A 23950-nucleotide genomic window follows, 5' to 3' on the forward strand; every position below is an offset into this window, starting at 1 on the left:
ACAGCGCTGGCACGCCTGAGCAGCCCCTACTTGCAGATACTGGATGAGCAACGGAGCTGATGTGGGGGAGATGAATAAGGGGCGAAGAAAGAGAAGGTGCGGTAAACAAAGATCGGCTGGCCTGGCGTCCTGATCTCAAGAGCGAAGACAAGGGAGTATCGACGTGGAACTCAGCGGCAAAACTGTCATGGTGACAGGAGGCGCTTCCGGTCTGGGGGCGGCCTGTGTGCGACTCTTCAGTCAGAGCGGTGCGCATGTGCTCATCGCTGACATTAACAGCGAAGGAGGTCAAAAGCTCGCCCAGGAGATCGGCCCTGCGGCGCGCTTTGTGCAAACGAACGTGGTTGAGGAAGCCTCGGTTCAGGCCGCGCTCAAAGAGGCCCAAGAGGCCTTTGGCGGTCTGCATGTCCTCGTAAACTGTGCTGGCATTGGTCTTGCTGAGCGCACCCTTGGCAAGCAGGGCCCTCATAGTCTTGAGGCCTTTACACGGGTCATCCAGGTCAATCTGATCGGCACTTTCAATGCTCTGCGTTTGGCGGCGCAGGTTATGAGCAACAATGAGCCGAACGCTGAGGGAGAGCGAGGAGTCATTATCAATACGGCCTCGGTGGCGGCCTTCGATGGCCAGATTGGCCAGGCTGCTTATTCGGCCTCTAAGGGTGGTATTGTTGGGATGACGCTTCCTGTAGCCCGTGACCTGGCACGCAATGGTATTCGAGTGGTCACCATTGCTCCTGGTATCTTTGACACGCCGCTGATGGCGGCTTTGCCTGAACCGGCGCGCGTCTCTCTGCTGCAACAGGCACCGTTCCCGCCACGCCTGGGTAAACCGGAGGAATATGCTTTGTTGGCGCGCCATATTGTTGAGAATCCAATGCTCAACGGCGAAGTCATCCGCCTGGATGGAGCGATTCGTCTGCCCTACCTGATCCGTTGAAGTTGTGAGTTGTGAGCTATAAAGCAGGGGCCGCCTGGGAAAGCATTGCAGCGCTCCTTTTTTCTTTCGGTCGGTCGGGACACTGTTCAAGCCCGCTGAGGGATTAGAATAGAATGAATGAACGAAAGAAAGAAAAATGAGTGCCTTTGGAACCGGGCGGCCCCTATTTTGCTGTCGCCTCTCTGGAGGTGATGAGTGTGGTGGCCTGATCCGCAAGGGAGATCAGGGCGACGGCAAAGACAGGGCGAACATGGGCTGATCGCTGCTGCCATGAGGCTTCCCCTCCCTGGTAAGTCCCCCTGGAGCTACTGGCGAGGGACAGGTCGCGCGAGCATGTGAACCTATGAGCATTAGCCTGGCCAGTCCTGCAAGTAGTCTTCGAAGGGAGTATCGTGCGGGCCATCGCCGCCGATCTCGCAAATCCACTCATCGGCAAGGTGCTGTCCATAGTGCCGGCTCCCTTCGACCACGACGAATAAGTCATGATCGGCGTGATCAGCAAGCATCTTCCAGAGGGCGCGGCTGAGCTGGTGCTGTTTGTGGTTAGGCTGGGAGGGGTCTTTCCCGTGCAGGAAGAAGAGGGGCTGCTTTTGCTCAGGGGGAAAGACCTGGCCCAGGAAAAGCATCTTATAACACAAGGGGCAGAAGAGATGTGCGTAGCGGCTTGGGAGGAGGGCCTCTTGAGGAAAGGAAGTGGTTTCCGGGGAGGTGAGTATAGGGCCTTCATAGAGCGGGGCATAGGCCTCGGGCAGGATACGGAGGGAGAGACGATGGTAGCGGTCAAGGGCGGCAGGTCGGCGGCGCTGCAGAAAGCGGGGGAGCCAGATGGAGACAGGGATAGGGTCGGGCACAAGAAGGGTGATGAGACCCTGCTGTTGAGAGGAGAGCTGGAGGGCGGCGCGCTGCAGGGTGTGTTCGAAGGCGAAGAAGGAGGAATGGGGCAGGTGAACGATCTCGTGGCTGGGGGAGGACGGCCAGGGAGTAGTAGAGGAGACAAGGGGTTGTAAGCCCGGCCAGTCGCGGAGGTATGCCTCGAAGGAGAGAGCGCAAGGGCCAGAGCCGCCAATCTTCCGGCTGGCTGGGTCGTTGAGGAGGTTCTTATAGCTTGTGTCATCGCCCGTGAGGACATTCAAGCAGTGGCCCGCATGATCAGCCAGCATCTTCCAAAGGACGGTGTTGTAGATGCTCTGGCTGTGGGGCGGGTCACCCTCCTGGCCACTGTGGAAGTAGGCCACCAGATTAAAGATGCCCATGCTGCGATAGAAAGCTTTACCTAGAGAGAAGTAGACTTTACAGTCCATGCAGGCGAAGATGGCGTCAGCACTGTGACTCATCCCTGTCTAGCCTCCTTTCAGAAGAGTGCTATGGGTCAAGGAAAGTTGCTTCGCTTGCAAGCAGTCTGGCATGGGCTGCCGCCTGAGTGCGCTGGCTGGCGCACGGGCGAGCAGCTGTGTTGATCTGCCTGCTATGAAGGTTCATCCAGGCAGCGGCGAAAGGGGCCAAGGTGCGCCTGGGTTAGTTCTCTTGGTCTTTAATCGGTTGCTGCTTACCCTCTCCGGCTCCTGGATGAGGAGAGGCCTGGCGGCCCGGAGATGGGTGGCGCCCGCCTGTATATAGATCTCAGCCTGGCCAGTTGTGCAAGTAGTCCTCGAAGGAGAGATCGGAGGGGCCATCGCTGCCGATCTCACAGGTACCGGCTTCGGCGAGCGTATGGGCGTAGCGGGGGTCGTCCGAGACGAGGACGGACAGTTCATGCTCGGCGTGGTCGGCGAGCAGCTTCCAAAGAGCGCGGCTGAGGGGCTGCTGATGGTGGTTGGGTAGGGGAGGGGTGTGGCCGCGGAGGAAGAAGAGAGGGCGGCCCGTGTCGTCGAGGGAGGCGGAGCCGAGGAAGAGCATGACATGGCAGTGGTGACAGAAGAGGTGAGCGTAGGAGCTGGGCGTAGGAGGGAGCGAGGGTGCGGGAGAGGGGGAGGAAGGAGAGGGGGTGGCAAGAGGTCCCTCGTAGAGGGGGAGATGGGCCTCGTGGAGGATGCGGAGGGAGAGGTGGCGGTAGCGGTCGAGGGAGGCAGGCTGGCGGCGCTGCAGGAAGCGGGAGAGCCAGGAGGAGGCGGGGAGAGGGCAGGGGACGAGGAGGGTGATGAGGCCCTGGGGCTGAGAGGAGAGCTGGAGGGAGGCGCGCAGCAGGGTGCGTTCGAAGGCCAGGAAGGAGGGATGGGGGAGGCGAAGGAGTTCGTGGGAGGGGGAGAGGGAGGGCAGAGGAGCAGAGGAGGGAGGAAGCAGGCCAGGCCAGTCTTGCAGGTAGTCTTCGAAAGGAATATCGTGGTTGGAATCGCCTCCGATCCTGCGGGCCTCTGAGTCGGTGATGAGGAGATCATAGTCCGTGCTGTCCTCAACGAGAGCGCGGAGGCGGTGGCCAGCATGGTCGGCGAGCAGCTTCCAGAGAGCGGCGTTATCAATGGATTGGGTATTGATTGGCTGGTTTTGACCGCCGAGGTGGAAATAGAGAATCCGATTATCTGGGACTCTTGGGGTCCTGTAGATAGCTTTACCGAGAGAGAGATGTATTTTGCAATCCATACAAGCGAACCGACCGTAGATACTCATCCTTGCTGGACTCCTTTGTATGCTGAGGTGAGAGAGTGCCTGTCTATACTGTACCGCAACGGATCGCGATAAGCGGCCGAGCGTGCTGCTGGCTGGTTATCTCATCTCCTCACCTCCAAGGGGTGAGCCAGTGCTTCAGCCAGGATAGCTGCGGGATTGCGACTGAACGTGATGCGCTGTGCCAACCTTTTTGTCCAAACAGTCCTCGAAGGAGCGATCGGAGGGAGCCATCGCTGCCGATCTCACAGGTACCGGCTTCGGCGAGCGTATGGGCGTAACGTGAGTCGCCTGAGACGAGGACAGACAGAGCGTACCCGGCATGGTCGGCGAGCAGCATTGTCGATCACGAGCCTATGAGTGGAGGCAGCGCGACCCAGATGGAAGCAGATAACCTTGTCAAGAGATGCATAATGGATGGCTTTCCCCAGTGAGAGTTCCATTTTGCAGTCCATGCAAGCTCAGATGCCATGCAGGCCCGTACTACAAACTAACTTCCTCCCTTCTTGGGCGAGAAGGCAGCGCTCTACCTCTTGCTGCCAGTAGAGATCAAATCAAGCATCACTGGACGAGAGAGACATAGTCTTCCCCTTCCTTTTCTTGTTCTTGACGCTTTCCCCGGACAGGGCTGGCAATTGCCTCCAGCTCTGCCTCCTGCCCCTGCCGTGCAGCGTGCTCCAGAGAGACGTAGCAATCCTCCACGCGCCGGCTTTCAGGAACGCAGCGCCGCTCTCAGGCTGCCCCTTCCGTTCTACCTGCCTCCTCTGCATGCTCGCCCACTCCCTCCGGTGGCGCGACCAGCGGTAGGGCAAACCAGAAAGTCGAACCTGCCCCTTCTCGGCTCTCGACACCCACCTCACCACCCTGCTGCTGGATGAGACGCCGACTGATATAGAGGCCCAGGCCAAGACTGGCCCCGGCGTTCTGGTAGGGTCGAATACCGGGCACCTGATAGAAGCGCTCCCAGATATGCTCACGAGCCTCTTCAGGCAGTCCTGGGCCGGCGTCGCGTACCCAACAACGCACAACGAGATCGTTACGCTCCACCCCCACCTCAATCGGTTGCTCGGGAGGCGAATACTTTAGTGCATTAGTGAGATAATTATGGACGACCTGCTCAATGCGATCTCGATCTATATAGACAAACAGAGGCTCCTTCTCAGGTAGATTGAGCTGGATAGTGCGCTGAGGAAAAGCCAGTTGCAGATCCTGCACTGTCTCGCGCACAATCTCCACCAGATTCCAGTGAGCCTGGCGTAACTCTAGGGTCTCATCATGATTGCGAGCCATCTCCAAAAGATCGTTAATCAAACGGTTCTGACGACGCAAATGCTGCTCTCCACGCTCTAGAAGCCCCTGAGCCTGCTGGAAAAGCTGCTGGCGCGTCTCCTCATCCAGCTCCGCTGAATGGGCCAGACGGCGCAACAAGCGGCGTGCAAGCTGAAGGTTACCAAGCAGAGCCGTCAGCGGCGTCTTTAACTCATGGGTAGCCAGACTGAGAAACGCATCGCGTTGGCGCTCGAGTGCTGTTTGCTTGCTGATATCGAGCATAGTGCCGATATAACCAGCGGACTGAAGACGAGCATCGCTGTAGGGAGTAGTACGAACCAGCATATCGTGGTACTCGCCATCGGCGCCCAACAGGCGAAATTGAGCCTCATAGGGCTGCTGCTCTGTTAAGGCCATACGCCAGTGTTCCAGCACCCGCCGGCGATCGGACGGATGGATAGCATCGGTCCATCGCCAGCCCTGACACGCCTCCAGCGAAAGCCCGGTAAAGCGCTCCCAGGTGGCATTGAAATAGACCGCAGCTCCTGTCGTATCAGTCTGCCAGATAATAATAGGGGCGTGCTCGGCCAGGCTGCGGAAGCGCTCCTCACTGGCCTTCAGAGCCGCCTCGGCCTGCTTACGCTCCGTAATATCGCGCGAGATAGCAAGCAAATAAGCGATACGGCCTCCGTGATCGAAGAAAGGAGTGATGGTCACCTGCCACCAGCGAGGAGACCCTTTCATGGTTGGGCAGAAACCTTCAAAATGCCCCACCCGTCCAGCGCGAGCCTCAGCCAGAGCCTGCTCCGCCAGGCGGCGACCCTCGCCTGACCAGAAAGTCACCCACTCACTATTGAGACAACTGGCGACATCCTCGATCTCCAAAGCCCGAATACCGCCGCGATTGAGCCAGAGCAAGTGCCCCTCATGATCGAGCAACTTAATGCAATCGGGGCTATTGTCGATGATCTCACGAGTATGGCTTTCCTGCAGCAATTCTTCGATAGAAGGTCCCCTGGCAGGAGGCCCCTGCTCTGGAAATGTTCCTGCCATTGCGGCTACTCCTCTTTTCCTGATCGAATGAAATCCGAGTCACAACGCTTTTAATTATGCCACTATTTTCGCTCTTTGGGGATTCTCTCCGGCTTGCAGGTACTCAATAGCTTACCGCTCACTGGCCTCATCGGCGTCAGACGCCGTTGAGGGAGGAGTCCCTTCGGCAGATGGCGAAGAAAAAGGCCCGCCCACACCTGAGCCTGTGGCCTCCGAGGTCCCAGAGGCCGGCCCCGCTGGCCCGCCCATAATAATCTGGCGCAAAAAGACCGTATTAGGGACCGAGAGCAAGCGCGTCTGCCCCGCTTTGTCCCTGACCTCCAACGTCGTGTACATACCCGACGTGGCCTGGAAGCGTCCCTCATACTCGCCAAAACGCAGCTCCTGAGAGGGAGAGAAGTGGCGACGAATATAATAACCTGCGATAATATTGCGAGCCGCCTCCTGCGAACCGAAGCCGAAGCTTAAAGCAATAGCCAGCCCCAAAGCTGCCAGCAAGATCGTAAAGCTCGTCGTGAGCACCGTCGTATCAATGCCGAGCAGCGAAATAGCAATGATCACCAAAAAGGCCAGAAGAACGTACTCCACCAATGAAGCCAGCAAGCGACTGTAGGCAATATTGACACTGCGCGCCAGCGCCGCCACGGTCGCGGCCAAGAAACGCGCCCCCAGGCCGCCAAGCAAGACCAACAAAGCGGCGCTGATTGCCCGCGGCACAAAGTGCAGAATAGCATCCAAAAAGTCAACCAAACTGATGAATTCCAGCAAGCGAGCAGCAGATGTAAAGAAACTCAACAACAAGAAGAAGAAAACCGCGTTTGCCAAAAAGCGAGGCACCGAAGGCGAGAGACCCAGCCGACGTAAAAAAGCTGTAAAGCCGAGACGCTCACCAAGCTGCTGCACCCCCACATGATCCAGGAAGAAGCGCAGCCCCCAGCGCACCAGCAAGCTAATCACATAGCCGATAGCCAGCAGCAGCAAGCTATTAATCAGTCGAGGGACGAACGAAGCAATTTCCAGCAGCGTCTTGCTCAAACTATCGATAACTGGTTGAATACTCATTGCCTCCCTCATCTTCCTTACCAGATTGCATCAAGTGCAGCACCTGCTTACTGATGCTGAACTGAACTGGCACCTATCTGCCGCCTGACGGCCTGCTCCTTTCCCCTAACAGCCCGCCCTTCCTGGACCCAGCACTTGGGCCGAGAGCCGGCGCGCCCGACTGGCCCGCTGCAGACGCAGAGGAAGGACCAGCCGGGCTGGCATCGGTGGGCGAACAGAGGACGGACCAACCCAGCGAACAAAGCAAGCCGAAGCGAAGGACACTGAGGAACCAGCTCAAGAAGGCCTCGCTTCCACCTGCACAGCGGCAGCCCCTTCGTTACTCTCCCAGTGCGGAGCCAGTAGGGTGCCAAGCATCTGCAGCAACTCTCTCAACCAGGTGGTCAAAGCCAGAGCTGAGAGATCAAGTAACTCCAGGCTGCAGCGCTCTTGATGAAGACGGGCCAGAATGCGGCGCTCCAGATCGCCAGACACAGAAGGCGCCGCGCCTTCGCGCTGCCGCAGGGCCTGAAAAAAAACATGGACCTGGCGCGCAACCTCGAATTCACGGCGACAATCCGGACAGACTGCCAGCGCCGCCCGAGCCTCCACCTGCTGAGCTGGGGATAGACTGCCGTCGACCAACTCTGGAAGAAGGGATCGCAGTTCGTCACAATTCATGACTGCTCCTCTGCTGTCTTCCGCTGCCGCAGAACCTGCTGAGCCTCTTGCGGAGAACGCTGACGCTCTGCACGCCCTGAGCGAGAGCGAGAGTGCACTACCCGTGCATAATGGCCGCAGAGCTTGAGAAAGAGACGCTGGAAAGCCAGCCGTGCCCGATGCAAACGCATCTTAATAGCCCCCAGGCTTAGATCGAGCGCGCGCGCCATATCGTCGTAGCTCAGCTCCTCCAGCTCACGCATCACAAGAATCTGCGCCTGCTCTCGCTCCAAAGTGCAGAGAACTGTATTAATGCAATCTCTTAGCTCGTTACGAAGCAACTGTTCTTCGGGATGAGCCAAAGCGGCCGCTGCCGCCGGTGAGGGCTGGAACCGCTCTGGCACCTGCTCGATAGGGGAAGCCCACGGATGGCGCCGACGCCGCTCCAGCGAGTCCAGGGCGGCATTAGTAGCCATGCGATACAACCACGTTGAGAATTGGGCGGGTTGCTTAAGCTGGGGCAAGGAGTAGTAAGCCTTGAGCAAGACATCCTGAGTGATATCCTCAGCTTCTTCCCGGTTGGCGACGATCCGATAGACCAGGGTATAGATGCGCTGGGTATAGCGCCGGACCAGCTCCTCAAAGCTGCGCGTGACCTCGGGCAGCTCCCGCTGACAGCGCATCACCAGAGCCGCATCGCTAAGCATGCTCTCGTCCAAGGACGTATTCCACCTGCTAAAGAGCTGGCATGACCGCCTGCATGGCTGTCCACCCTGCTCATCCGCCTCACTGCGCGCTAACCCTCTTCTCGGGCAGAAAACCCGGTCCGGGGATAGCTCTCACAAGAGCTGTCCGTCCTCTCCTGAGCCAGGAGAGAAGAGATGTTAACGGACAGGAGATCATAGGCCGACGGAGAGCGCAAGCAGCTCAGCCCCTGGCGGCCATGCCAGGGCAGAGTCAGGAACGGGGCGAGAGAGAGAGCGAGCAAGCAAGCAAACAAGAAGAAAGCAAGCAGATGAATAGCTTCGCTTCGCTTCGCTTCGCTCAGCTCAACTCAGATCAGATCGCGCCGGCGTCCCTGCAAATCCTCCCAAAGAGTCACCACATTAATACGGCCCTCGGCAATCCCGCCAACCAGCCAGCCCAGAAAGGCAAGCACAGCTACCAGGAGCGCAGCACCAAAGCCAAAAGCTACCCAGACTACCCCGAGAGCAAAGCCTAACACCAGGCCCAAGGTACGGGCGGTCATCTTCTCACTTCCTCCTTTCATCTCAGCGCATTGCGCACTGCCCTGCCCTCGCTCATCTACAAACGACCAGCCAGCCAGTCAACCTGAGCAGATCGAGCGGGGCACGGTCTGTTTTCCTTAGCGGACTCGCCTACCACGTCCTGGAGAGGCGACCTGCGTTGCAATCTCTACCCGCGCCACCGGCAGGCCAAGGTGATGCTGGAGTGTCTGCTGTAGCTTCTCCTGAAGCGTCTTGCCCACCTCCGGCGCCGCCACATCAGGAGCAATCGCCGCCTGAACGCGCACACGCAGGCCCTGTTGCTCCTGACGCACCGCACCACGGGTCTCTAGAATGCCTGGCACTGTCCCGGCAACATAGCGCACCAGCTCATTGACGCTGCTACGCGTTACAGCAACCATGCCCCGGCTATCATGTTGAATAACAAATTGGGCTGGTGGACGCTTGCCCGGCAGCAGCTCGACAATGAGCAGGATCAGACCGACCAGCGCCAGACCTACTCCCACGAGAGTCGCGGTAGTAGCATCGGCCTGGTTAAGATGGCTCAAGAACTCCCACTGCCGCAGCAAGAACCCACCAGGACTGACCTGAGCTGCGGTGACTAAGCCTGCTTCCAGCAAGATGAGCGCGACTCCCACCACCAAAGCCGCCAGGCTCAAGAGCAAGATTAACAAGCGATTGAATATATTTCTCATAGCACTTCCTCAGAAAAGCAGAGAGAAACGGCGTTCCCACTCGCCCACCAACAAGACAGCATGAAAGCAGGGAGTGGGAGCGTGCGTTATGACGGCAGCCTTTAACGCACATCGTCAAAGAAGACGTTAATCATTCGCGCAGGCCGCTGTCCGACCTGAACAAGCACATGCCTGACTGCAGCGCGAATCTGCTCGCTCAACTCCAGCAGAGAGAGCGCATGGCTACTGCTAGCGCTGGACGGACGGAGACGCCGCTGAGGCTGAGAGCCAGCGCTACCGCCAGCGCCGGCGGGGCCACCGCTAGTGGCATGGCCATCTCGCCGCACTGGGGAACTGCACAGAGCCTGCTCGGCCAACACCACCCGGACATCCACCTCCAGCGAGTCGGGCGTGGGGCGTTTCAACACTACCCCACGCACGAACTCGCCAGGGCCATAGGTACCTTCACGGGCGAAGCGACCCGCGCTTAGCTCTAGCACCGCTGGAAGTTGACAAACCGCCTCTGCCACCGCCCGCGCCAGCGAGAGATCATCAAGGCTCGTCGGGGCCGCTTGCTGCTCAGTCATACCCCTGGCCATCCTCTCTGCTATTGCACACGCGGCTGATTCTGGCGCGCCTGCTCTTCAGGGAAGTAGAGGTCGGTCACTGCAATGTTGACCTCTTTGACCGTGAGGCCGGTCATGGCCCCCACCCGATTGATGATATTCTGACGCACCGCTGCCGCCACCTGGGGGATGCTCACACCGTAATCGACCACCATGTTCAGATCGATGGCCGCCTCCTGCTGCCCAACCTCAACGTTGACACCAAGTGAGCGTGTATCTCCACCGGTGACGCGGCTGGCCAGACCGGCAATGGCCGCACCTGCCCCCGTGGGGACCAGATCATGCACACCCTCAATCTCACGGGCAGCAATGCCGGCAATCTTGGCCACAACATTATCCGCAATCGAGGTCTTCCCTTGCGGGGTCACAGCCTCCAACCCACGCCCCGTCGTCGCCGGAGCAACTCCACGAATCGGGCCGTGCTGAGTGGCCGTAGCTGTTGCGGTCGTCTGTTCATCAGGACGATCTGCCATTCTGTGAACCTCCTTTGATCGTATGGAAGAGTAGCTGTCTCTGTTGATTCTTTTCTCGCGTTGCCTCTGTCGTAACCTTCTGGCTGCTCAGGCCCTAGACAAAAGGAAGATGGCTACCGAAAAGGGCCTGTCAGGCTGCTCTCATCTTTATGATAGAGAGGATGCGAATGTCCATCACCGAAAGAGAGAGACGGCAGAACTTTCAAAAAGTCACGCCTCTCTTTTGGCTGGTGCCGACCAGCAGGCGCCATCTTTCTGCTACAAGAGAGACTCCACAAACAGACACGGCCTGTCCCGGTCCTGCGTTTCTGCCCAGAACGAAACAGTGAACAAACACACAAACAGAAAGCCAGGTGTAGCTGAGCTTAACAAAGCTCACACAGTTTTCCAATCAGATTCTCATAAAGAGCTGCTATGCTGAAGAGGGCGGATTATGGGAACCGGCCAAAGCTCTCTGCTGCTTGCCCATCAAGCATCGTCTCCTCTTTTGCTGCTTCAGCGAGGCTGACGGCATAGAGAAAGCATCGCAAGAAGAAGAGAGAAAAGGGCAGAGAGCCAGGTAAAGCGAGCCGTAAGCTAATGCAGCCAACTGCTGCCCTGACGTAACAGCGAATGTGAGCATTCGGGGGAGGAAGGCATGCATATTCTTGTCGTTGAGGACGAGAAGCGTCTAGCCTATCTCTTGCGCCGTGTGCTGCAAGAGGAGCGGCACACGGTAGATCTGGCCCATGATGGTCAGAGCGGCCTGGATCTGGCGCTCTCGGATACTTATGACATCGTCATTCTTGATCTGATGCTGCCAGGGATCGATGGATTAGAGATTTGTCGACAGATGCGCGCCGAGCACATTACGACGCCCGTTCTCATGCTGACGGCGCGCGGCGCTATCGAGGATCGGGTGACTGGCCTGAATGTGGGGGCTGATGATTATCTGACCAAGCCCTTTGCTATGGCCGAGCTGCTAGCGCGCATCAATGCTCTGCTGCGGAGACGCGACCGCCGCTTTGATGATAATCTGCAACTGACCGTCGGCGACCTGACCCTTGATCTGGTGCGTCACGAGGCGCGCCGCGCGGGACGTGTTATTGAACTGACAGCGAAAGAGTTTGCTTTGCTAGAGTATCTCATGCGCCATCCCGGTCAGGTGCTGAGCCGCACGCAGATTATCAATGCCGTCTGGCGCTATGACATTGATGCCCTCTCTAATGTTGTTGACATCTATATCCACTACTTGCGTGATAAGATCGATCAAGGTTTTGCTTACCCATTGATTAAAACCGTGCGCGGTGTGGGCTATAAAATCGAGGCGCGAGAGAACGGCAAGTAAACCAAGGATAGAGCTATGTTCCAAGGCCACAGATGGATAGGAAACGGCCTTTTGCCAAGGCCCAGGCGGCGGCCACTGGCCCAAGAAGCGGGAGCAAGCCTCTTCCGCGGCCTGCGCACGCGCCTGACACTCTGGTACTGCGGCGTGCTGGGGGCGGCGCTCATCCTCTTTGGCGTAGCGCTCTACTTCGGCGCCCACTATTTTCTCTTACAGCCGCTGCAAGACTCGGCTCAGCAACATGCGCGTATGCATGCCGAGCAATGGCTTGCCGGGCATCTTGATCGGGCCTGCGCCTCTCCCATGCCTGGCAATCCTTTCCCTGCGCCCAGCAAAGAAGGTCCGGCGATGGAATGGGTGCTGTGCTTTGATGCTCAGGGCCATCTTCTGATTGACAGCATTGATCAGCTTCCGCCGGGTCTTCTCAGCGGTACCCTCGTCCAACAAGCCGTTCAAGAAGGCAATGCCAGCGACATTGTTGACGGGGGGCGCTCCTTCGGAGCCATCTATCGCTATGCTCTTGCGGTACCCAGTGCCAGCGGCTCGGGGGTCGCAGGCGTTGTGATGGTAGGCGAATCGATCCAGGCCCAGGAAAATGCCCTCTCCTTACTCCTGATCCTGCTGCTTTGCCTTGGGGCTGTGAGTCTGCTCGGAGCGGGCATCGGCGGCCTCTTTCTGGCTAACCGGGCCCTGGCCCCAGCCCGTCTGGCCTGGGCCAATCAGCAGCGCTTCATCGCCGACGCCTCACATGAACTGCGCACACCACTCACTCTGCTGCGCGCCGATGCGGAGGTGCTGCTGCGCAGTCGTGAGCGCCTGCAGGGAGAAGATGCCGCCCTCTTGGAAGATATCGTCACCGAAACCAACCATCTGGCGGCCATCGCTAGCAATCTGCTCACCCTGGCCCGCCTTGACAGCGGCCAAGTGCACCGCGAGCACGAGGTTGTTGACCTGGCGGCGCTGGCCCATAATGGGGCGCGGCGCATTCGGGCGCTCGCTGCCCAGAAGGCCATTCAGGTGCGTGAGGAGCCGCTGAGAAGGCCGTATGTCATCGGCGACCCTTTGCTACTCGAACAGGCCATTCTCGTCCTTCTCGACAACGCCCTCAAATATAACCGGCAGGGCGGCAGCGTTCTTATTCGCACCCTGGAACGCGACGGGCGGGCCTGTCTAGAAGTTCACGATACGGGCATTGGTATCCCACCAGAGCATCTGCCCCACCTGGGAGAGCGCTTCTATCGCGTCGATAAGGCGCGCTCGCGCGAGGCTGGCGGCACTGGCCTGGGCCTCTCGATTGCACGCAGCATCGCCAGGCTCCATCGTGGCCAACTGACCCTGGCCAGCGTGCCCGGCCAAGGCACCATTGCTACGCTCAGCCTGCCGTTAGCGCATAGTCAGCGCTCAACGACGCCCCAGCAGCGAAAAGATCATACCGGAATATTTCCAGGTAAAGAAGTAAAATTATGAATAAAATGGCCTGCAGTTGTAAGGCAGAGTTTTTTCTCCGCAGGGGGATTCTCTCCCAATCCGGTAAACGGTGCTCCAATTCAACGTAAAAGATAGAGAGCGGATCAATTGTAGATGACGGCATATTGCTTTTACAGGGAGGAACTATGAAAAGGAAGAGCATCATCGTTGCGGTTGTAGTCGTGGTGGTCATCGTCGCTGCGCTCATCGGCGGCTTCCTGGTCTATGCCCAGCACTTTGCCAGCAGCGTCAATCAGCCGCATCAGGCGGCAGGCCCGATCAGTGTCACCGGGACACCGACCACGATTGCAGGGCTGCGCACTTTCCAGATTGTGCCGGACCAAACGACGGCCAGCTATAGCGTCTACGAGAACCTCATCATCGAGAACAAGCCGCATAACAAGGTCGTCGGCACAACCCATGCGGTCCAGGGTAGCTTTGGCGTGCGTACCGAGCCTTCGCCGCTGATCGCCAACGTGAAAATCACCGTTGATCTGCGTACCCTGCAGACCGATTCGCCACGACGCGACAACTATGTGCAGCGCAATGCTCTCCAGACCGATCAATATCCCTACGCGACCTTTGTGTCTGTACTCACCCAGGGCTTGCCCGCCAGCTACAGCGATGGCCAGAACGTCCATTTCAAGCTGATCGGTAACCTGACCATGCATGGCAAGACCAACCGTGCTGAATTCGATGTTCAGGGGAAGCTCAGCGGCGACACGATTACCGGTACCGCGACCACAACGATCTACATGACTGACTTCGGCATTCAACCACCGAATCTGGCCAACATTGCCATTTCGGAGAATCAGGTAACGCTTAGCATCAACTTCACTGCCCGCGCTAGCGGAAGCTGAGCGGCCTCTCGCGCCAGGCCAAGCGGCAAGACAGGCGGCGGGCACACAAGGCATCCGCCAATGACAAGAGGCCATGCACGAGCCAGAGAAGAGCAATCAGGCTCGCGCATGGCCTCGCTGTTCAATGGAGGGAAGCAAGCCGTAGCCTGCGCGCGTTATCAGGGAGTCTGAACCGTCGACCTGCTGAAGTGGCCGCTTAACGCGCTCTGCCGTAGCCCTCGCCTGAGACGGCCTGACGGCCAAGCGGCAGGAAGCCAACCAGGGCAGCGGCGGCTCCGACAATCAGATGCAGCAGATTATCGGCCAGGTTAATGTGAACAAGACCGAGCAGCATCCCATCGGGAGCCAGACCCGGGATGAATCCCAGAATGCCCACCAGCAGGTAGACAATGCCCAGGACCTGCGCGTACAGGCGAGACCATCCCGTGAACGCCGCCGCGATGCCGAGAATCCCAACCAGCAGATGAATAAGGTTGTGCTCGATGTTGACCGCGAAGATGCCCAAGAGGGCCCCGTCGGTCGGATTCAGAATGAAACCTAGAATACCTACGAGCAAGAAAACGATTCCAACGACCAGCGCGAAACTACGAGCAAGGTCAAACTGTCTCATAAGGCCAAACCTCCTTTCTGCAAAGGAGGTACGTGATAGTAGGCCTGGCGGATTACTCCAAGTCCTGGTCGCGGTTCTGCTGCTGAGTTCCAGCTCTGGCGACCCGCGCCTGCAGGCTCGTGGCAGGCAAGAGATCCAAAGAGGCATCTGTTGCGTATCTCTCCTAAGAGAGAGCCTGTGATAGCGAGCGTGGCGGCGCGGCTTCACTTGGTGTCACGCCTATAATGGCCACTGTAGTGGCCTCTGTCTGGATCTTTTTGCTTGCGACGAGGACCGTGGAGTGCAATGAGTGCATCGGGGAAGAAGGAGGGGCAAGGCTCGGGGGGACAAGCTTCCGGCTCTGGGCACAGGGCGGCGCCCCCGCACATCCCTGTTGAAGAGTTGAGCGACGAAACGCTCGTGCGGGCGATTTCGCTCGGTGTTGTCTGGGCGCTGGAAATGCTCTATGAGCGTTACCATCGCCTGCTCTATTCTGTAACCTATCGCATGGTCAAAGATCATCAGGTTGCTGAGGATCTGCTGCAAGAAGCCTTTCTGGCTGTCTGGCAGAACGCTGGCAGCTATTCATCGCGCATGGGCTCGGTCCAGAACTGGCTGATCTCGATCATGCGCCACCGGGCGATCGATCACCTGCGCCGCCTGCGTGCTCATGCCGAGTTGCGCGGGATGCCGCTAGAAGACGCTGCCACCAGCGAAGAAATGATCTCTGCCGATGCCTGGGACGCGGTTTGGCGCTCTGTCCAGGGAGCACAGCTACGCAGAGCGCTCACGCTGCTCTCCAGCGAACAGCGCCTGGTCATCGAGTTGGCCTATTTCCAGGGCTGGACCCACTCCGAGATCGCCCGCGCCTATGGCCTTCCCTTGGGGACCGTCAAGGCCCGGATGCGCCTGGGCCTGATGCGTCTGCGCAGCATTCTCGAACGACTCGGTACCGTCGAAAGCTAGTGGGCTGCCCACAGGATGGCGCTTGTCTGCCTCGTCGTCTGCCTTGCCGCCAGACCTATTTGAGCGCTGTTCCACAGCGGGCACTCGCTCTATGCTATTCATTGCTTATTAGCTTACTTGCTTATTTCCTAACAGTAGGCTAGCGTTGCCTGCGACTTTCCTGCTTGCCCTGGTGAGGAGAGAGGGAACACGGCGAGCCTGCGCTATGCAGGCGGTATGGTGAAGGCAAGGTAAGGTAAGGCAAGCAGAGCATACAGGCCAGTTCGTCCCGGCTTGGCACGCTGACAGGGAGCGTTACAATAAATGAAGCGGGTCGCCCTGGAAAGAGAGAGCAATGGAGACGGAGCCCCTTATGAATTGCCAGGAATTCGAAGAGCTTTCCGGCGCCTATGCCCTTGATGCGTTAACAGAAGAGGAACGACGTGCCGCTGATGAGCATCTTGCGCAGTGCCCCAAGTGTACCCGGGCCTTGCAGCAGCTACGTAGCGTCGTCGAGCTGTTCCCCCTCACTGTGCCCCCGGTCGAACCCTCACCGCGCGTGAAGGAGCGGATTCTGGCACGCATTGAGGAGCAAGCCCAACAGCAGCGCTCAAGTCAGCTGCAGGAGCCTTGGCCCGCCAAATCTGCTGATCGTCCCCGGCGAGGCGTCGCTTGGCGCTGGCGCTGGGCGGCGTTGGCCACGGCTGCTGTCTTGTTATTGGCCCTCCTCGGCGCTAGCGTCGCCTGGAATATCTCGCTTCAACAGCAGCTCAGCCACCTTCAGCAGCAGGTAGCACAACTGAGCAGCCCGGAGGCTCCCGTTGTCTCCTCGCTCTATGGCACCGCGCTCGCCCGCTCGGCCCACGGTGAGATCATGTACTTTCCTCGCCAACAGGTCACCGTGATAGTGGTCTACGGTCTTCCTCGTTTGGAGGGCACTCACGTCTATCAGGGCTGGCTCTTGCGCCATCAGCAGCCAATCAGTATTGGTCTGCTGACGGTCGAGAATGGCGTGGCCACCCTCAGCTTTCAAGGCTCCCTGGCTGGCTACGATAGCCTGGCTATCAGCCTTGAAAACGGCCCGCAGCCCAGTCTCAATGCCCCCAAAGGCCCGATCGTGGCTCTCGGTACGCTGGCCAGTTCTCGAACAAGTTATCATTACTAGTGGAATACCTCTTCCAAGATGGTATTTCATATATTCTTGGCAGTAGTCACACTGGAAAGCAGTAATCCAGTCGTGGGGATTCAGCGTATCCGAGATTCGAGGAGGAGCGGGGAGACAGAGCGTGGGCGACCCTGACCTGCTCCCAGTTGGCGGCCTGCTATGCACCTCAGCCTGCCTCAACCGAAAGCAAAGGGGTCTATCACGTCATAGCCCCCAGGCCGGCCTTTCCTGTAAAGCCTCCTCTCTCTCACTGGGAGCGACAAGCAGGTAAGGGTAGCCAGGAGACGTACCTGCTCTCTGCGCTTCTCCTCGCCCACCATGCAATCTGCGACAAGCCAGAAAAACAGATCACAATGGTAAGAGGAGCATCGAGATATGGAGCGTACAAAAGATATACCAGCCTCAGAGCTGGATGGTGAGGTCGGGCAAGCGGAACCGGGCCGGCGCGCCCTCTTGAGAGGGGTGGCGTTGGGAGCGCTGGCCGGGGCAGGTCTCAGTACAGCGCTTTCGGCGGCGCTCAGTGGCGCTGTGCGGGAGCAAGTGGCCCACGCCGCGTCTGCAGCCAGCAATAGCTGTGTGACCCCCATCAAAGATATTTTCACCATTGCGCGCACCGCCGAGCGTTTAGCCGTGACCTTTTATAGCAATGGCCTGCAGCGCGCCTATCGCCTTGGTCTGACCTGGCGCGAGATTGCTGCGCTGGAAGCGGCCCTTGTCGAAGAGCAGATTCACGAAAACTTCTTTGCCCAGGCTGGAGGTGAAGTGCTCACCAGCGAATTCAGCTTCCCTCACGGCAGAGAGACGTTCGAGAATCTGCGCCTCTTTATTGAAACCCAGCAGCAGCTAGAGGGGGTGTTTGACTCGGCCTTCCTCTCAGCAGTCCGTGAGCTGGCCCAGCAAAATCGCCCGGATCTCGCCCAGATCGCCGCTCAGATTGCCACCGTTGAGGCTGAGCATCGCGCCCTTGGTCGTTTTATCGGGCGCCTTGACCCTGCCGATAACTGGGCCTTTTCGCCCGTGCTGGTGGCCAAGGTCGGGGATGCGCCCGCCCTCATCCAGAAGGCTGGCTATCTCAATCCTCGCCCTGGCAACCGCTTCACCTATCATCCCGTCAACACAGCCGACCGCGGTGTCATCTATCGCACACCCTATGCTGTGGCTTGCTCCTAGGTAGCGGTGCTGCTAGCTTCACCGCTTGTCTAGCAGTGAGGAGCGGCTGGGAGCGGTGCTCGTCGCTGGCAAACCGCTCAAGTCGCTCTCTCACTGGCGTTGCACTTGTCTTTCCTCCCCTCCTATGGCTGCAGAGCGATGCAGAGGATGCCGGCGAAGATCAGCAGCGAGCCGACCAGCTTCTGCCGGCCAAAGGATTCGTGCAAAAGGGCGGTGCCCATTACTGCCGCAAAGACAACCGAAAGCTCGCGTGCTGAAGCAATATAGCTGACCTGAGTCTGTTTGAGGGCAAAGAGCACCAGTAAGTAGGAGAGCAAGGCCAGGATCGCGGCCAACACTATGCGCGGAGCGTGGGCCTGCCACTCGGCCCGCACCGCTGCGCGCCGCACCAGGAGCATATAAGGTAGCAAATAGAGCGCCGAAAGCGCAAAGACGCAATAAATATATGGAAGAGGTGCGAGCGAGCGCAACCCCACCTTATCGACCGTCGAGTAGCCGGCGATACTCAGGCCACAGAGCAGGGCCAGTAATGCCGCCGGTTCGCGCAGCCGGCGCAGAGGCGCGCTTAATTCTTGCCAGGCGAAGGCCCGCAGATGGATCACATAGATGCCAGCCACAATCAAAAGAATGCCCAGGCCCCCGACGAGCGACAGGCGCTCCCCCAGCGCGGTGAGCGCGATCAAGGTTACGAAGAGCGGGGCGCTGCCACGCGCCAGCGGATAGACGAGCGAGAGGTCGCCGTAGCGATAGGCCGCCCCCAATAGTAAATAGTAGGCGGCTTCCAGCGCAGCCGAAAGGGCGATCAGCGGCCAGACGTGCGCTGGTACAGGCTGATAGAAGAGCAGAAACGGGAAGAAGAAGAGCAAACAAGCGGAGCAGATTGCTAACCAGATAAAAACCTGCCGATCCTTTCCCTCTTTCGAGAGGAGATTCCAGCTACTGTGCATAAGGCCAGCGCAGATCAGGAGCGCGAGGACCTGGATGCTCATTGCTCAAGACGGCTCCTAGCGAGGTGAAAACTCCCTCTGTTCTCCTGCCCTTGGGGCCTGTCTGTCGTGAAGGTAGCCACCGGAATGAGGCTGGATGGCGGACTGATCATAGCACGACGTCTACTCTGCCGGTTGCCGTTCCCTTTTCCATCTTCCTCTCTGGGCCAATCTCCTTCCAACCGTCCAGCCAGACGACCTGTCACCCTCGTCCCAGGGTCGGAGCCAGCGCAGCATCACCAGTATATCCCGCAGGTAGTGCGAAGTCCAGTCTATCAGCCTGCCGACCGAAGGCAAGGCAGAACGGATGTGGGGCCTCTTCTTGACCATTGCTTGACTATGCTATGCTGTTAACATGCCCTGAAGAGCGATGCCACTCTCCCACTGAGCAGGGTGCCACATCGTCTATCATCGCATCTCATCTCTCTCATTAGCTAGCTGACTGCGATTCTGTGGATTTGAGGAGAAGAAAGGATCTATGTCGTCATTGCACTCACAGCAACAACAGCAAGCGCGCATGCCTGAATTCACACGTTCGCATGAGGAGATCAATGCTCTGCTAGGCTATCTGCAGGAGATCTCTGACCTGGCAGCGCTCGGGGCCCTGGCGGCCTGGGACCAGAACACGGCTTTGCCAGAGGAAGCAGGGGATGTGCGTGGCGCCCAGTTGGCAACACTGCAGGGCCTCCTCCACGAGCGCTGGACCTCGCCCGAGCTAGGGCGTCTGGTCGCCAGGCTGGAACATGTGGTCGAGAAAGAGCCATTCACCGATGCCGATCGTGCTCTGGTGCGCGAGGCGCGGCGCGAGCACGAGAAAGCTATACGCCTGCCCCGCTCGCTGGTCGAGGAGATGGCCCGCGTCGAAGCAGCCAGCTTTGAAGCCTGGCGTCGGGCCCGCGAACAGAACGACTTCGCCAGCTTCGCGCCCTGGCTGAGCCGGACCGTGGCCCTGCAGCGCGAGGTCGCCGATCGCTATGGCTATCGCGAGACACGTTACGATGCCTTGCTTGATCTTTTCGAACCCGGACTAACAGTGCGCAAGCTTGAGGCCCTCTTTGCTCCGGTGCGTGAGGTCAGCCTCGCACTGCTGAAGCGCATTCAGGAGAGTGGGCAGACAATCGATGCCTCCTGTCTCTATGGCCACTTCCCTGTCGCCCAACAGGACGCCCTCTGTAAGCGCCTGCTAGAGGCCTTGGGCTACGACTTCAAGCGTGGCGGCCTGGCTCATTCGCCCCATCCTTTCACTACCAGCTTTGGCTGTCCGCTGGATGTGCGTCTGACCATTCATCCCCAGGAGAACTTTATCGCCTCGGCTGTCATGGCCGCCATTCATGAGGGCGGTCACGCTCTCTACGAGCAAGGCTGTGCCCCTGCGCTCCTGCGAACCCCCCTGGCTGGTGGGGCCTCAATGGGGGTGCACGAGTCACAGTCACGTCTGTGGGAGAATTATATTGGCCGCTCTGAGCCGTTTTGGAAAGGCCAGTTTCATCTGTTGCGCACTGCCTTCCCCGAGCATTTTGCTTCCATTGATGCCGCGACCTTCTCCCGCGCTCTCAATAAGGTCGAGCCGAGTCTGATCCGTATTGAGGCTGACGAGGTCACCTACAATCTGCATATTATCATCCGCTACGAGCTGGAGCGTGAGCTGATCAATGGGGATTTGGCCGTCGAATCGCTCCCAAGCCTTTGGAACGCACGCTATCGCGAGTATCTGGGGGTCAACCCGGATAGCGATCGCAATGGGGTCTTGCAAGATGTCCATTGGACGAGCGGTTTCGGCTACTTCCCCAGCTATACGCTTGGCAATCTTTACGCGGCACAAATCTACTATACTCTGCTCAAAATCTTTCCAGACTTCAATGATCGACTTGAACAAGGAGATATATCTTTTATTCTGGAGTGGCTGCGTCAGCACATGTACGTTTATGGCATGATCTATCTGCCCGAGGACCTCATCAAGCGCGTCACAGGTGAGGCGCCCAATGCTGGCTACTTTGCGCGCTATCTCAAAGAGAAATTTGGCCGTATCTACGAGCTAACTGACTGAGCCAGGTCCTGTCGATAGTGGCCGCTGGCGGGCGTACCGGGCGAGGGCGCAAGAGCAGAGGGAGACCAGGAGGCAGGCAGGAAACGGCGGCGGCAGGGTACAGCAGGCCCGCCCAATCCCTGCCTGCCCTCCCTTCTATGCTGGCTCTAATTCGTGAAATCCTCGGTCACCCACACGTAGCCCTGGCTATCAAGGTAGATACCGATACCAATGCGGTGAAAGGCGCTGCTGAGCAGGTTACGCCGATGTCCATCATTCGGAGGCTGCTCGTTCAGCATACTGCGCTCAATGAGCTGCACGCCGCTCCAGGCATCAGGCGAAGCCGAGGCGTAGCCCACATTCTCGCCGCACACATTCCAGGTGATCCCCTCTGCACTGACGCGATCGCACGGGGCAGCTTCGCCGGGGCAAGCATGGCTTAGGCCGCAGTGGGCCATATTCCAGCTATGCAGACGTGCGCCGGCTGAAAGCGTTCCATCCAGGGTATAGGCTGGCAGGCCCTGGCTGGCGCGATCGCGGTTGATCAGGGCAAAGAGCTGCTGCCGTAACTGACTTTCCTGGCTTGTCTCGGCGGGAGGCGTGCCATAGGGGCCGCTGCCTCCCGGCGCCAGCGTCGGGACAGGGGGCGCCGCTGTAGGGCCAGCTCGCCCCGCTGTGGGGCTGGGCGTAGGTGTCAGGCGCGTACGCGCTGGCGCGCTCGGGGTTGCCGTTGCCTCGCCATGACCCGTGATACTAATCGGGGTAGCTGCTCCCCCCGTGCCGGCAGCCGTTGCCGTTGCCTGCGGCCCACTTGCAGGAGACCGTGTAGTGCTCCCTGGGAGAGGTGTCCCTCCCCCTGACGCCGCCGGACCCATTGTCGATATACTTCCGCAGCCGGCCAGCCAGGTCAGCGCCAGGACCAAGAGCAACAGCCGTGTCAGCGGCCTCTTGCTCATCACAACATCCTCCCTTCTCCTGGCTCTCATCCTCCGTTCAGAGGCAAAGTCGCCCTCTTCAACGCTTGTAGACCAGTCTGGCAGCAATTGTAACATAAGCAGCCTGTCATGTAGCGAGCGAGCAGAGAAAGTAAAGGATGACTAGTACTCAAGTCCTGGAGAGAGAAAGTGGAGGATTCGGCTGTCAACGCCGTAGAGGGCTAGCGTTCGCCTCCTAACGGGCATAGCGTGGCGCGTTGACAACGCCGTATACGAAGCAGTACAATTCGGGCAGGCAACTCTTCTTGTAGGACAAACGTGGCTTGTGGTAACAGATGGGAAGGAAACCGAGGCATGTCTGAAGATACCCAAGATCAGACAGATCATGCTTTTGAGCGTGCCATTACCACCCTATGCAACTGTCGTAGCCTGATCCGTCATCATCCCGAGCTGCCGGCCTTCCAGCGTGAGCAGCTACTTAGCGACATCGAAAAAACCCTGGAGCTATTGCAAACCTGTGCTGCCAAGGCGGCCCAAGAAGCCCTATTCTCTAGCGGACCAGCGCCGCAGCGGCCCTCGCACGAACAATCGACCTTACGCGCGCTCTACCAGCTCTATCAGGAGCATATCAACTCGCCCCAGGCCAGCACCCAGGTCCTGAGCGCGCGCTTCAACGAGACTCTCACAACCCTCAAGGAGCTTCAGGACCTCATTCAGGAATGTAACGATCTCGATCTAGAGGGCGATCAGCACCAGCTCAGCACTGCTCTGCAGCGGATCGGAGCCTTCACGGCTGACCTCTATTGTCTCTTCATGGAATTTCGCCGCTCGCTCGCAGCGATCCTTGACGAACAGAGCAGCTACATCCATACAGAAGAACTCACCAGTTTGCAGCGCCTGCGCCTGCCAGCGGACGCCAGGCAATCGGCCCCGGCCTTACGATCTCCGCATCTGCGCGAAGACCATCGCCGGCTTGACGAACAGAGGCAGGCGCTGACCAGCCGGCTCAGCGACGCCACCGCCTTCCTCGTCCTGCTAGAAGAAGGCCTTCGCAGCGACCTCAAGCGGCGCAATGAGATCATCAGCCATCTTCACAGCATCGGGCAGCTGCTGCGTGACATGGCTGGCTTGCTGGCTGGCTACGAAGAGACGCTGAGGGCCGTCCTCTAGTCAATCCAGTCAGAGGGCCATGCCCGTCAGCGCTTCTTCCCCGCTGGTCCCCCCAGCAAAACAGCCAGCCACAGCAGCAGCAATAGACAACAGAGCACTACGCAGGAAGGCCAGGCGGATAGAGACAGGCGGACGGAAAAAGCCAGGCCAGGCCTAGAGCGCTGCTAGAGCCGCCTGCGCCACCTCCATGTCCTGCGTATAGTGGCCGCCACTGACCCCAATGCCGCCGATAATCCCCTCGGCGGTCTTAATAGCGAAGCCGCCGCCGAAAACAATCAAGCGATCCGTCTTAATGATCCCATGCAGCAAAGGTGGATCATTCTTAATGAACTCGAACCACTCGTGGGTCGCCATCCCCCCGAAGCTCACCGCGGTATACGCCTTGTCCTGAGCAATCTGGACGCTCAAGAGCGGCGCCCCATCCATGCGACTGAAGGCCTTTAACGTCCCATCAGCATCGCAGATCGCAATGCACATCGGCACGCCAATTTCGCGAGCTTTCGCCTCAGCGGCAGCGATGAGACGATGCGCGGCCTCGATCGTAATGCTTGGCTTCGCAAAGCTGTTCTCGGCCATCGTTGGCTCCTTTCGTTCGTCAGCTCAACAACACTAACAAGAGACAGTCACAACCAGGACAAAGACCGGCGCCGCTCCTGAGAACAACGACCCGGGCCCATGTGGGCAGGGCAGCACCTGGGCAGCGCGACCGCATCGGCGGCAATCGCCTGATCC

24 protein-coding genes are annotated in these 23950 nt (G+C 58.8%); 10 read left to right on the forward strand and 14 right to left on the reverse strand.

Annotation, left to right across the window (positions count from 1 at the left end; all coding sequences use genetic code 11):
- The first annotated feature begins 163 nt into the window (after nucleotides 1-163).
- Both AC6H1L_RS15825 and AC6H1L_RS15830 read left to right on the forward strand, forming a co-directional pair.
- Entirely contained in the window at nucleotides 164-937 is a 774-nt protein-coding gene (locus AC6H1L_RS15825; protein WP_497598451.1) for a 3-hydroxyacyl-CoA dehydrogenase, read from the forward strand.
- A gap of 136 nt (nucleotides 938-1073) precedes the next feature.
- A complete protein-coding gene (locus AC6H1L_RS15830) occupies nucleotides 1074-1196 on the forward strand; it encodes a hypothetical protein (RefSeq protein WP_497598452.1) in 123 nt (40 codons plus the stop codon).
- A 91-nt stretch (nucleotides 1197-1287) separates the two neighbouring features.
- Here the strand turns inward: AC6H1L_RS15830 and AC6H1L_RS15835 are convergent, their stop codons facing one another.
- The 10 genes from AC6H1L_RS15835 to AC6H1L_RS15880 all read right to left on the reverse strand — a co-directional run bounded on the left by AC6H1L_RS15835 (nucleotide 1288) and on the right by AC6H1L_RS15880 (nucleotide 10581).
- Nucleotides 1288-2271 carry a hypothetical protein gene (locus AC6H1L_RS15835; RefSeq protein ID WP_497598453.1) on the reverse strand — a complete coding sequence of 328 codons (984 nt, stop codon included), beginning with the start codon at nucleotides 2269-2271 and terminating at the stop codon, nucleotides 1288-1290.
- Between the two features lie 286 nt (nucleotides 2272-2557).
- Complete coding sequence (locus tag AC6H1L_RS15840; protein WP_497598454.1) at nucleotides 2558-3541, reverse strand: hypothetical protein; 984 nt, start codon at nucleotides 3539-3541, stop codon at nucleotides 2558-2560.
- A 729-nt stretch (nucleotides 3542-4270) separates the two neighbouring features.
- Nucleotides 4271-5860: a PAS domain-containing sensor histidine kinase gene (locus AC6H1L_RS15845; RefSeq protein WP_497598455.1), complete on the reverse strand. Its 1590-nt coding sequence runs from the start codon at nucleotides 5858-5860 to the stop codon at nucleotides 4271-4273.
- A gap of 111 nt (nucleotides 5861-5971) precedes the next feature.
- Entirely contained in the window at nucleotides 5972-6922 is a 951-nt protein-coding gene (locus tag AC6H1L_RS15850) for a mechanosensitive ion channel family protein (RefSeq protein WP_497598456.1), read from the reverse strand.
- 276 nt (nucleotides 6923-7198) lie between these two features.
- Entirely contained in the window at nucleotides 7199-7582 is a 384-nt protein-coding gene (locus tag AC6H1L_RS15855) for an anti-sigma factor family protein (protein WP_497598457.1), read from the reverse strand.
- The gene (locus tag AC6H1L_RS15860) at nucleotides 7579-8280 is read right to left on the reverse strand and encodes a sigma-70 family RNA polymerase sigma factor (RefSeq protein ID WP_497598458.1); all 702 of its coding nucleotides are present in this window, start codon (nucleotides 8278-8280) and stop codon (nucleotides 7579-7581) included. Before AC6H1L_RS15860 ends, AC6H1L_RS15855 begins: the two co-directional genes overlap by 4 nt.
- Before the next feature lie 335 nt (nucleotides 8281-8615).
- Nucleotides 8616-8810 carry a hypothetical protein gene (locus AC6H1L_RS15865; RefSeq protein WP_497598459.1) on the reverse strand — a complete coding sequence of 65 codons (195 nt, stop codon included), beginning with the start codon at nucleotides 8808-8810 and terminating at the stop codon, nucleotides 8616-8618.
- A 117-nt stretch (nucleotides 8811-8927) separates the two neighbouring features.
- The gene (amaP, locus tag AC6H1L_RS15870; protein WP_497598460.1) at nucleotides 8928-9503 is read right to left on the reverse strand and encodes an alkaline shock response membrane anchor protein AmaP; all 576 of its coding nucleotides are present in this window, start codon (nucleotides 9501-9503) and stop codon (nucleotides 8928-8930) included.
- Between the two features lie 101 nt (nucleotides 9504-9604).
- Nucleotides 9605-10069, reverse strand: a complete 465-nt coding sequence (locus AC6H1L_RS15875) for a hypothetical protein (protein ID WP_497598461.1) — start codon at nucleotides 10067-10069, stop codon at nucleotides 9605-9607.
- Nucleotides 10070-10089: 20 nt separating this feature from the next.
- The gene (locus AC6H1L_RS15880) at nucleotides 10090-10581 is read right to left on the reverse strand and encodes an Asp23/Gls24 family envelope stress response protein (RefSeq protein WP_297165555.1); all 492 of its coding nucleotides are present in this window, start codon (nucleotides 10579-10581) and stop codon (nucleotides 10090-10092) included.
- A 637-nt stretch (nucleotides 10582-11218) separates the two neighbouring features.
- Between AC6H1L_RS15880 and AC6H1L_RS15885 the strand changes: the two genes are divergently transcribed.
- From AC6H1L_RS15885 to AC6H1L_RS15895, 3 genes are all read left to right on the forward strand, one after another.
- Nucleotides 11219-11908 carry a response regulator transcription factor gene (locus tag AC6H1L_RS15885; protein ID WP_497598462.1) on the forward strand — a complete coding sequence of 230 codons (690 nt, stop codon included), beginning with the start codon at nucleotides 11219-11221 and terminating at the stop codon, nucleotides 11906-11908.
- A 51-nt stretch (nucleotides 11909-11959) separates the two neighbouring features.
- Nucleotides 11960-13372 (forward strand): sensor histidine kinase, encoded by a 1413-nt coding sequence (locus tag AC6H1L_RS15890; protein WP_497598463.1) that lies wholly within the window; start codon nucleotides 11960-11962, stop codon nucleotides 13370-13372.
- Between the two features lie 146 nt (nucleotides 13373-13518).
- A complete protein-coding gene (locus AC6H1L_RS15895; protein WP_497598464.1) occupies nucleotides 13519-14232 on the forward strand; it encodes a YceI family protein in 714 nt (237 codons plus the stop codon).
- Nucleotides 14233-14428: 196 nt separating this feature from the next.
- On the opposite strand, the gene AC6H1L_RS15900 is transcribed toward AC6H1L_RS15895, so the two are convergent.
- Nucleotides 14429-14842, reverse strand: a complete 414-nt coding sequence (locus AC6H1L_RS15900) for a DUF4383 domain-containing protein (RefSeq protein WP_497598465.1) — start codon at nucleotides 14840-14842, stop codon at nucleotides 14429-14431.
- A 285-nt stretch (nucleotides 14843-15127) separates the two neighbouring features.
- Between AC6H1L_RS15900 and AC6H1L_RS15905 the strand changes: the two genes are divergently transcribed.
- The 3 genes from AC6H1L_RS15905 (at nucleotide 15128) to AC6H1L_RS15915 (ending at nucleotide 18101) form a co-directional block, all read left to right on the forward strand.
- Nucleotides 15128-15787, forward strand: coding sequence for an RNA polymerase sigma factor (locus AC6H1L_RS15905; RefSeq protein WP_497598466.1), 660 nt, complete (start codon nucleotides 15128-15130; stop codon nucleotides 15785-15787).
- 352 nt (nucleotides 15788-16139) lie between these two features.
- A complete protein-coding gene (locus AC6H1L_RS15910) occupies nucleotides 16140-16931 on the forward strand; it encodes an anti-sigma factor (protein WP_497598467.1) in 792 nt (263 codons plus the stop codon).
- A 375-nt stretch (nucleotides 16932-17306) separates the two neighbouring features.
- Nucleotides 17307-18101, forward strand: coding sequence for a ferritin-like domain-containing protein (locus tag AC6H1L_RS15915; protein WP_497598468.1), 795 nt, complete (start codon nucleotides 17307-17309; stop codon nucleotides 18099-18101).
- A gap of 122 nt (nucleotides 18102-18223) precedes the next feature.
- Here AC6H1L_RS15915 and AC6H1L_RS15920 read toward each other — a convergent pair whose 3' ends face one another.
- Nucleotides 18224-19090 carry an EamA family transporter gene (locus AC6H1L_RS15920; protein ID WP_497598469.1) on the reverse strand — a complete coding sequence of 289 codons (867 nt, stop codon included), beginning with the start codon at nucleotides 19088-19090 and terminating at the stop codon, nucleotides 18224-18226.
- A gap of 475 nt (nucleotides 19091-19565) precedes the next feature.
- Here AC6H1L_RS15920 and AC6H1L_RS15925 point away from each other — a divergent pair, with 475 nt between their 5' ends.
- Nucleotides 19566-21134, forward strand: coding sequence for a carboxypeptidase M32 (locus AC6H1L_RS15925; RefSeq protein ID WP_497598470.1), 1569 nt, complete (start codon nucleotides 19566-19568; stop codon nucleotides 21132-21134).
- 146 nt (nucleotides 21135-21280) lie between these two features.
- On the opposite strand, the gene AC6H1L_RS15930 is transcribed toward AC6H1L_RS15925, so the two are convergent.
- A complete protein-coding gene (locus tag AC6H1L_RS15930) occupies nucleotides 21281-22069 on the reverse strand; it encodes a CAP domain-containing protein (RefSeq protein ID WP_497598471.1) in 789 nt (262 codons plus the stop codon).
- Between the two features lie 333 nt (nucleotides 22070-22402).
- Here AC6H1L_RS15930 and AC6H1L_RS15935 point away from each other — a divergent pair, with 333 nt between their 5' ends.
- Nucleotides 22403-23218 carry a hypothetical protein gene (locus AC6H1L_RS15935; RefSeq protein ID WP_497598472.1) on the forward strand — a complete coding sequence of 272 codons (816 nt, stop codon included), beginning with the start codon at nucleotides 22403-22405 and terminating at the stop codon, nucleotides 23216-23218.
- A gap of 153 nt (nucleotides 23219-23371) precedes the next feature.
- Here the strand turns inward: AC6H1L_RS15935 and AC6H1L_RS15940 are convergent, their stop codons facing one another.
- Nucleotides 23372-23794 carry a GlcG/HbpS family heme-binding protein gene (locus AC6H1L_RS15940; RefSeq protein ID WP_497598473.1) on the reverse strand — a complete coding sequence of 141 codons (423 nt, stop codon included), beginning with the start codon at nucleotides 23792-23794 and terminating at the stop codon, nucleotides 23372-23374.
- Nucleotides 23795-23950: the final 156 nt, after the last annotated feature.

It is taken from the genome of Thermogemmatispora argillosa, from assembly GCF_059696725.1.

Bases quoted from the DNA above. Each gene is read 5' to 3' on its own strand.
- AC6H1L_RS15895 (WP_497598464.1), top strand. From the start codon at position 13,519: ATGAAAAGGAAGAGCATCATCGTTGCGGTTGTAGTCGTGGTGGTCATC.
- AC6H1L_RS15855 (WP_497598457.1), bottom strand. From the start codon at position 7,582: ATGAATTGTGACGAACTGCGATCCCTTCTTCCAGAGTTGGTCGACGGC.
- AC6H1L_RS15915 (WP_497598468.1), top strand. From the start codon at position 17,307: ATGGAGCGTACAAAAGATATACCAGCCTCAGAGCTGGATGGTGAGGTC.
- AC6H1L_RS15935 (WP_497598472.1), top strand. From the start codon at position 22,403: ATGTCTGAAGATACCCAAGATCAGACAGATCATGCTTTTGAGCGTGCC.
- AC6H1L_RS15930 (WP_497598471.1), bottom strand. From the start codon at position 22,069: ATGAGCAAGAGGCCGCTGACACGGCTGTTGCTCTTGGTCCTGGCGCTG.
- AC6H1L_RS15845 (WP_497598455.1), bottom strand. From the start codon at position 5,860: ATGGCAGGAACATTTCCAGAGCAGGGGCCTCCTGCCAGGGGACCTTCT.
- AC6H1L_RS15850 (WP_497598456.1), bottom strand. From the start codon at position 6,922: ATGAGTATTCAACCAGTTATCGATAGTTTGAGCAAGACGCTGCTGGAA.
- AC6H1L_RS15940 (WP_497598473.1), bottom strand. From the start codon at position 23,794: ATGGCCGAGAACAGCTTTGCGAAGCCAAGCATTACGATCGAGGCCGCG.
- AC6H1L_RS15880 (WP_297165555.1), bottom strand. From the start codon at position 10,581: ATGGCAGATCGTCCTGATGAACAGACGACCGCAACAGCTACGGCCACT.
- AC6H1L_RS15920 (WP_497598469.1), bottom strand. From the start codon at position 19,090: ATGAGCATCCAGGTCCTCGCGCTCCTGATCTGCGCTGGCCTTATGCAC.
- AC6H1L_RS15910 (WP_497598467.1), top strand. From the start codon at position 16,140: ATGAATTGCCAGGAATTCGAAGAGCTTTCCGGCGCCTATGCCCTTGAT.
- AC6H1L_RS15900 (WP_497598465.1), bottom strand. From the start codon at position 14,842: ATGAGACAGTTTGACCTTGCTCGTAGTTTCGCGCTGGTCGTTGGAATC.
- AC6H1L_RS15840 (WP_497598454.1), bottom strand. From the start codon at position 3,541: ATGAGTATCTACGGTCGGTTCGCTTGTATGGATTGCAAAATACATCTC.
- AC6H1L_RS15835 (WP_497598453.1), bottom strand. From the start codon at position 2,271: ATGAGTCACAGTGCTGACGCCATCTTCGCCTGCATGGACTGTAAAGTC.
- AC6H1L_RS15885 (WP_497598462.1), top strand. From the start codon at position 11,219: ATGCATATTCTTGTCGTTGAGGACGAGAAGCGTCTAGCCTATCTCTTG.
- AC6H1L_RS15905 (WP_497598466.1), top strand. From the start codon at position 15,128: ATGAGTGCATCGGGGAAGAAGGAGGGGCAAGGCTCGGGGGGACAAGCT.
- AC6H1L_RS15875 (WP_497598461.1), bottom strand. From the start codon at position 10,069: ATGACTGAGCAGCAAGCGGCCCCGACGAGCCTTGATGATCTCTCGCTG.
- amaP (WP_497598460.1), bottom strand. From the start codon at position 9,503: ATGAGAAATATATTCAATCGCTTGTTAATCTTGCTCTTGAGCCTGGCG.
- AC6H1L_RS15865 (WP_497598459.1), bottom strand. From the start codon at position 8,810: ATGACCGCCCGTACCTTGGGCCTGGTGTTAGGCTTTGCTCTCGGGGTA.
- AC6H1L_RS15830 (WP_497598452.1), top strand. From the start codon at position 1,074: ATGAGTGCCTTTGGAACCGGGCGGCCCCTATTTTGCTGTCGCCTCTCT.
- AC6H1L_RS15925 (WP_497598470.1), top strand. From the start codon at position 19,566: ATGTCGTCATTGCACTCACAGCAACAACAGCAAGCGCGCATGCCTGAA.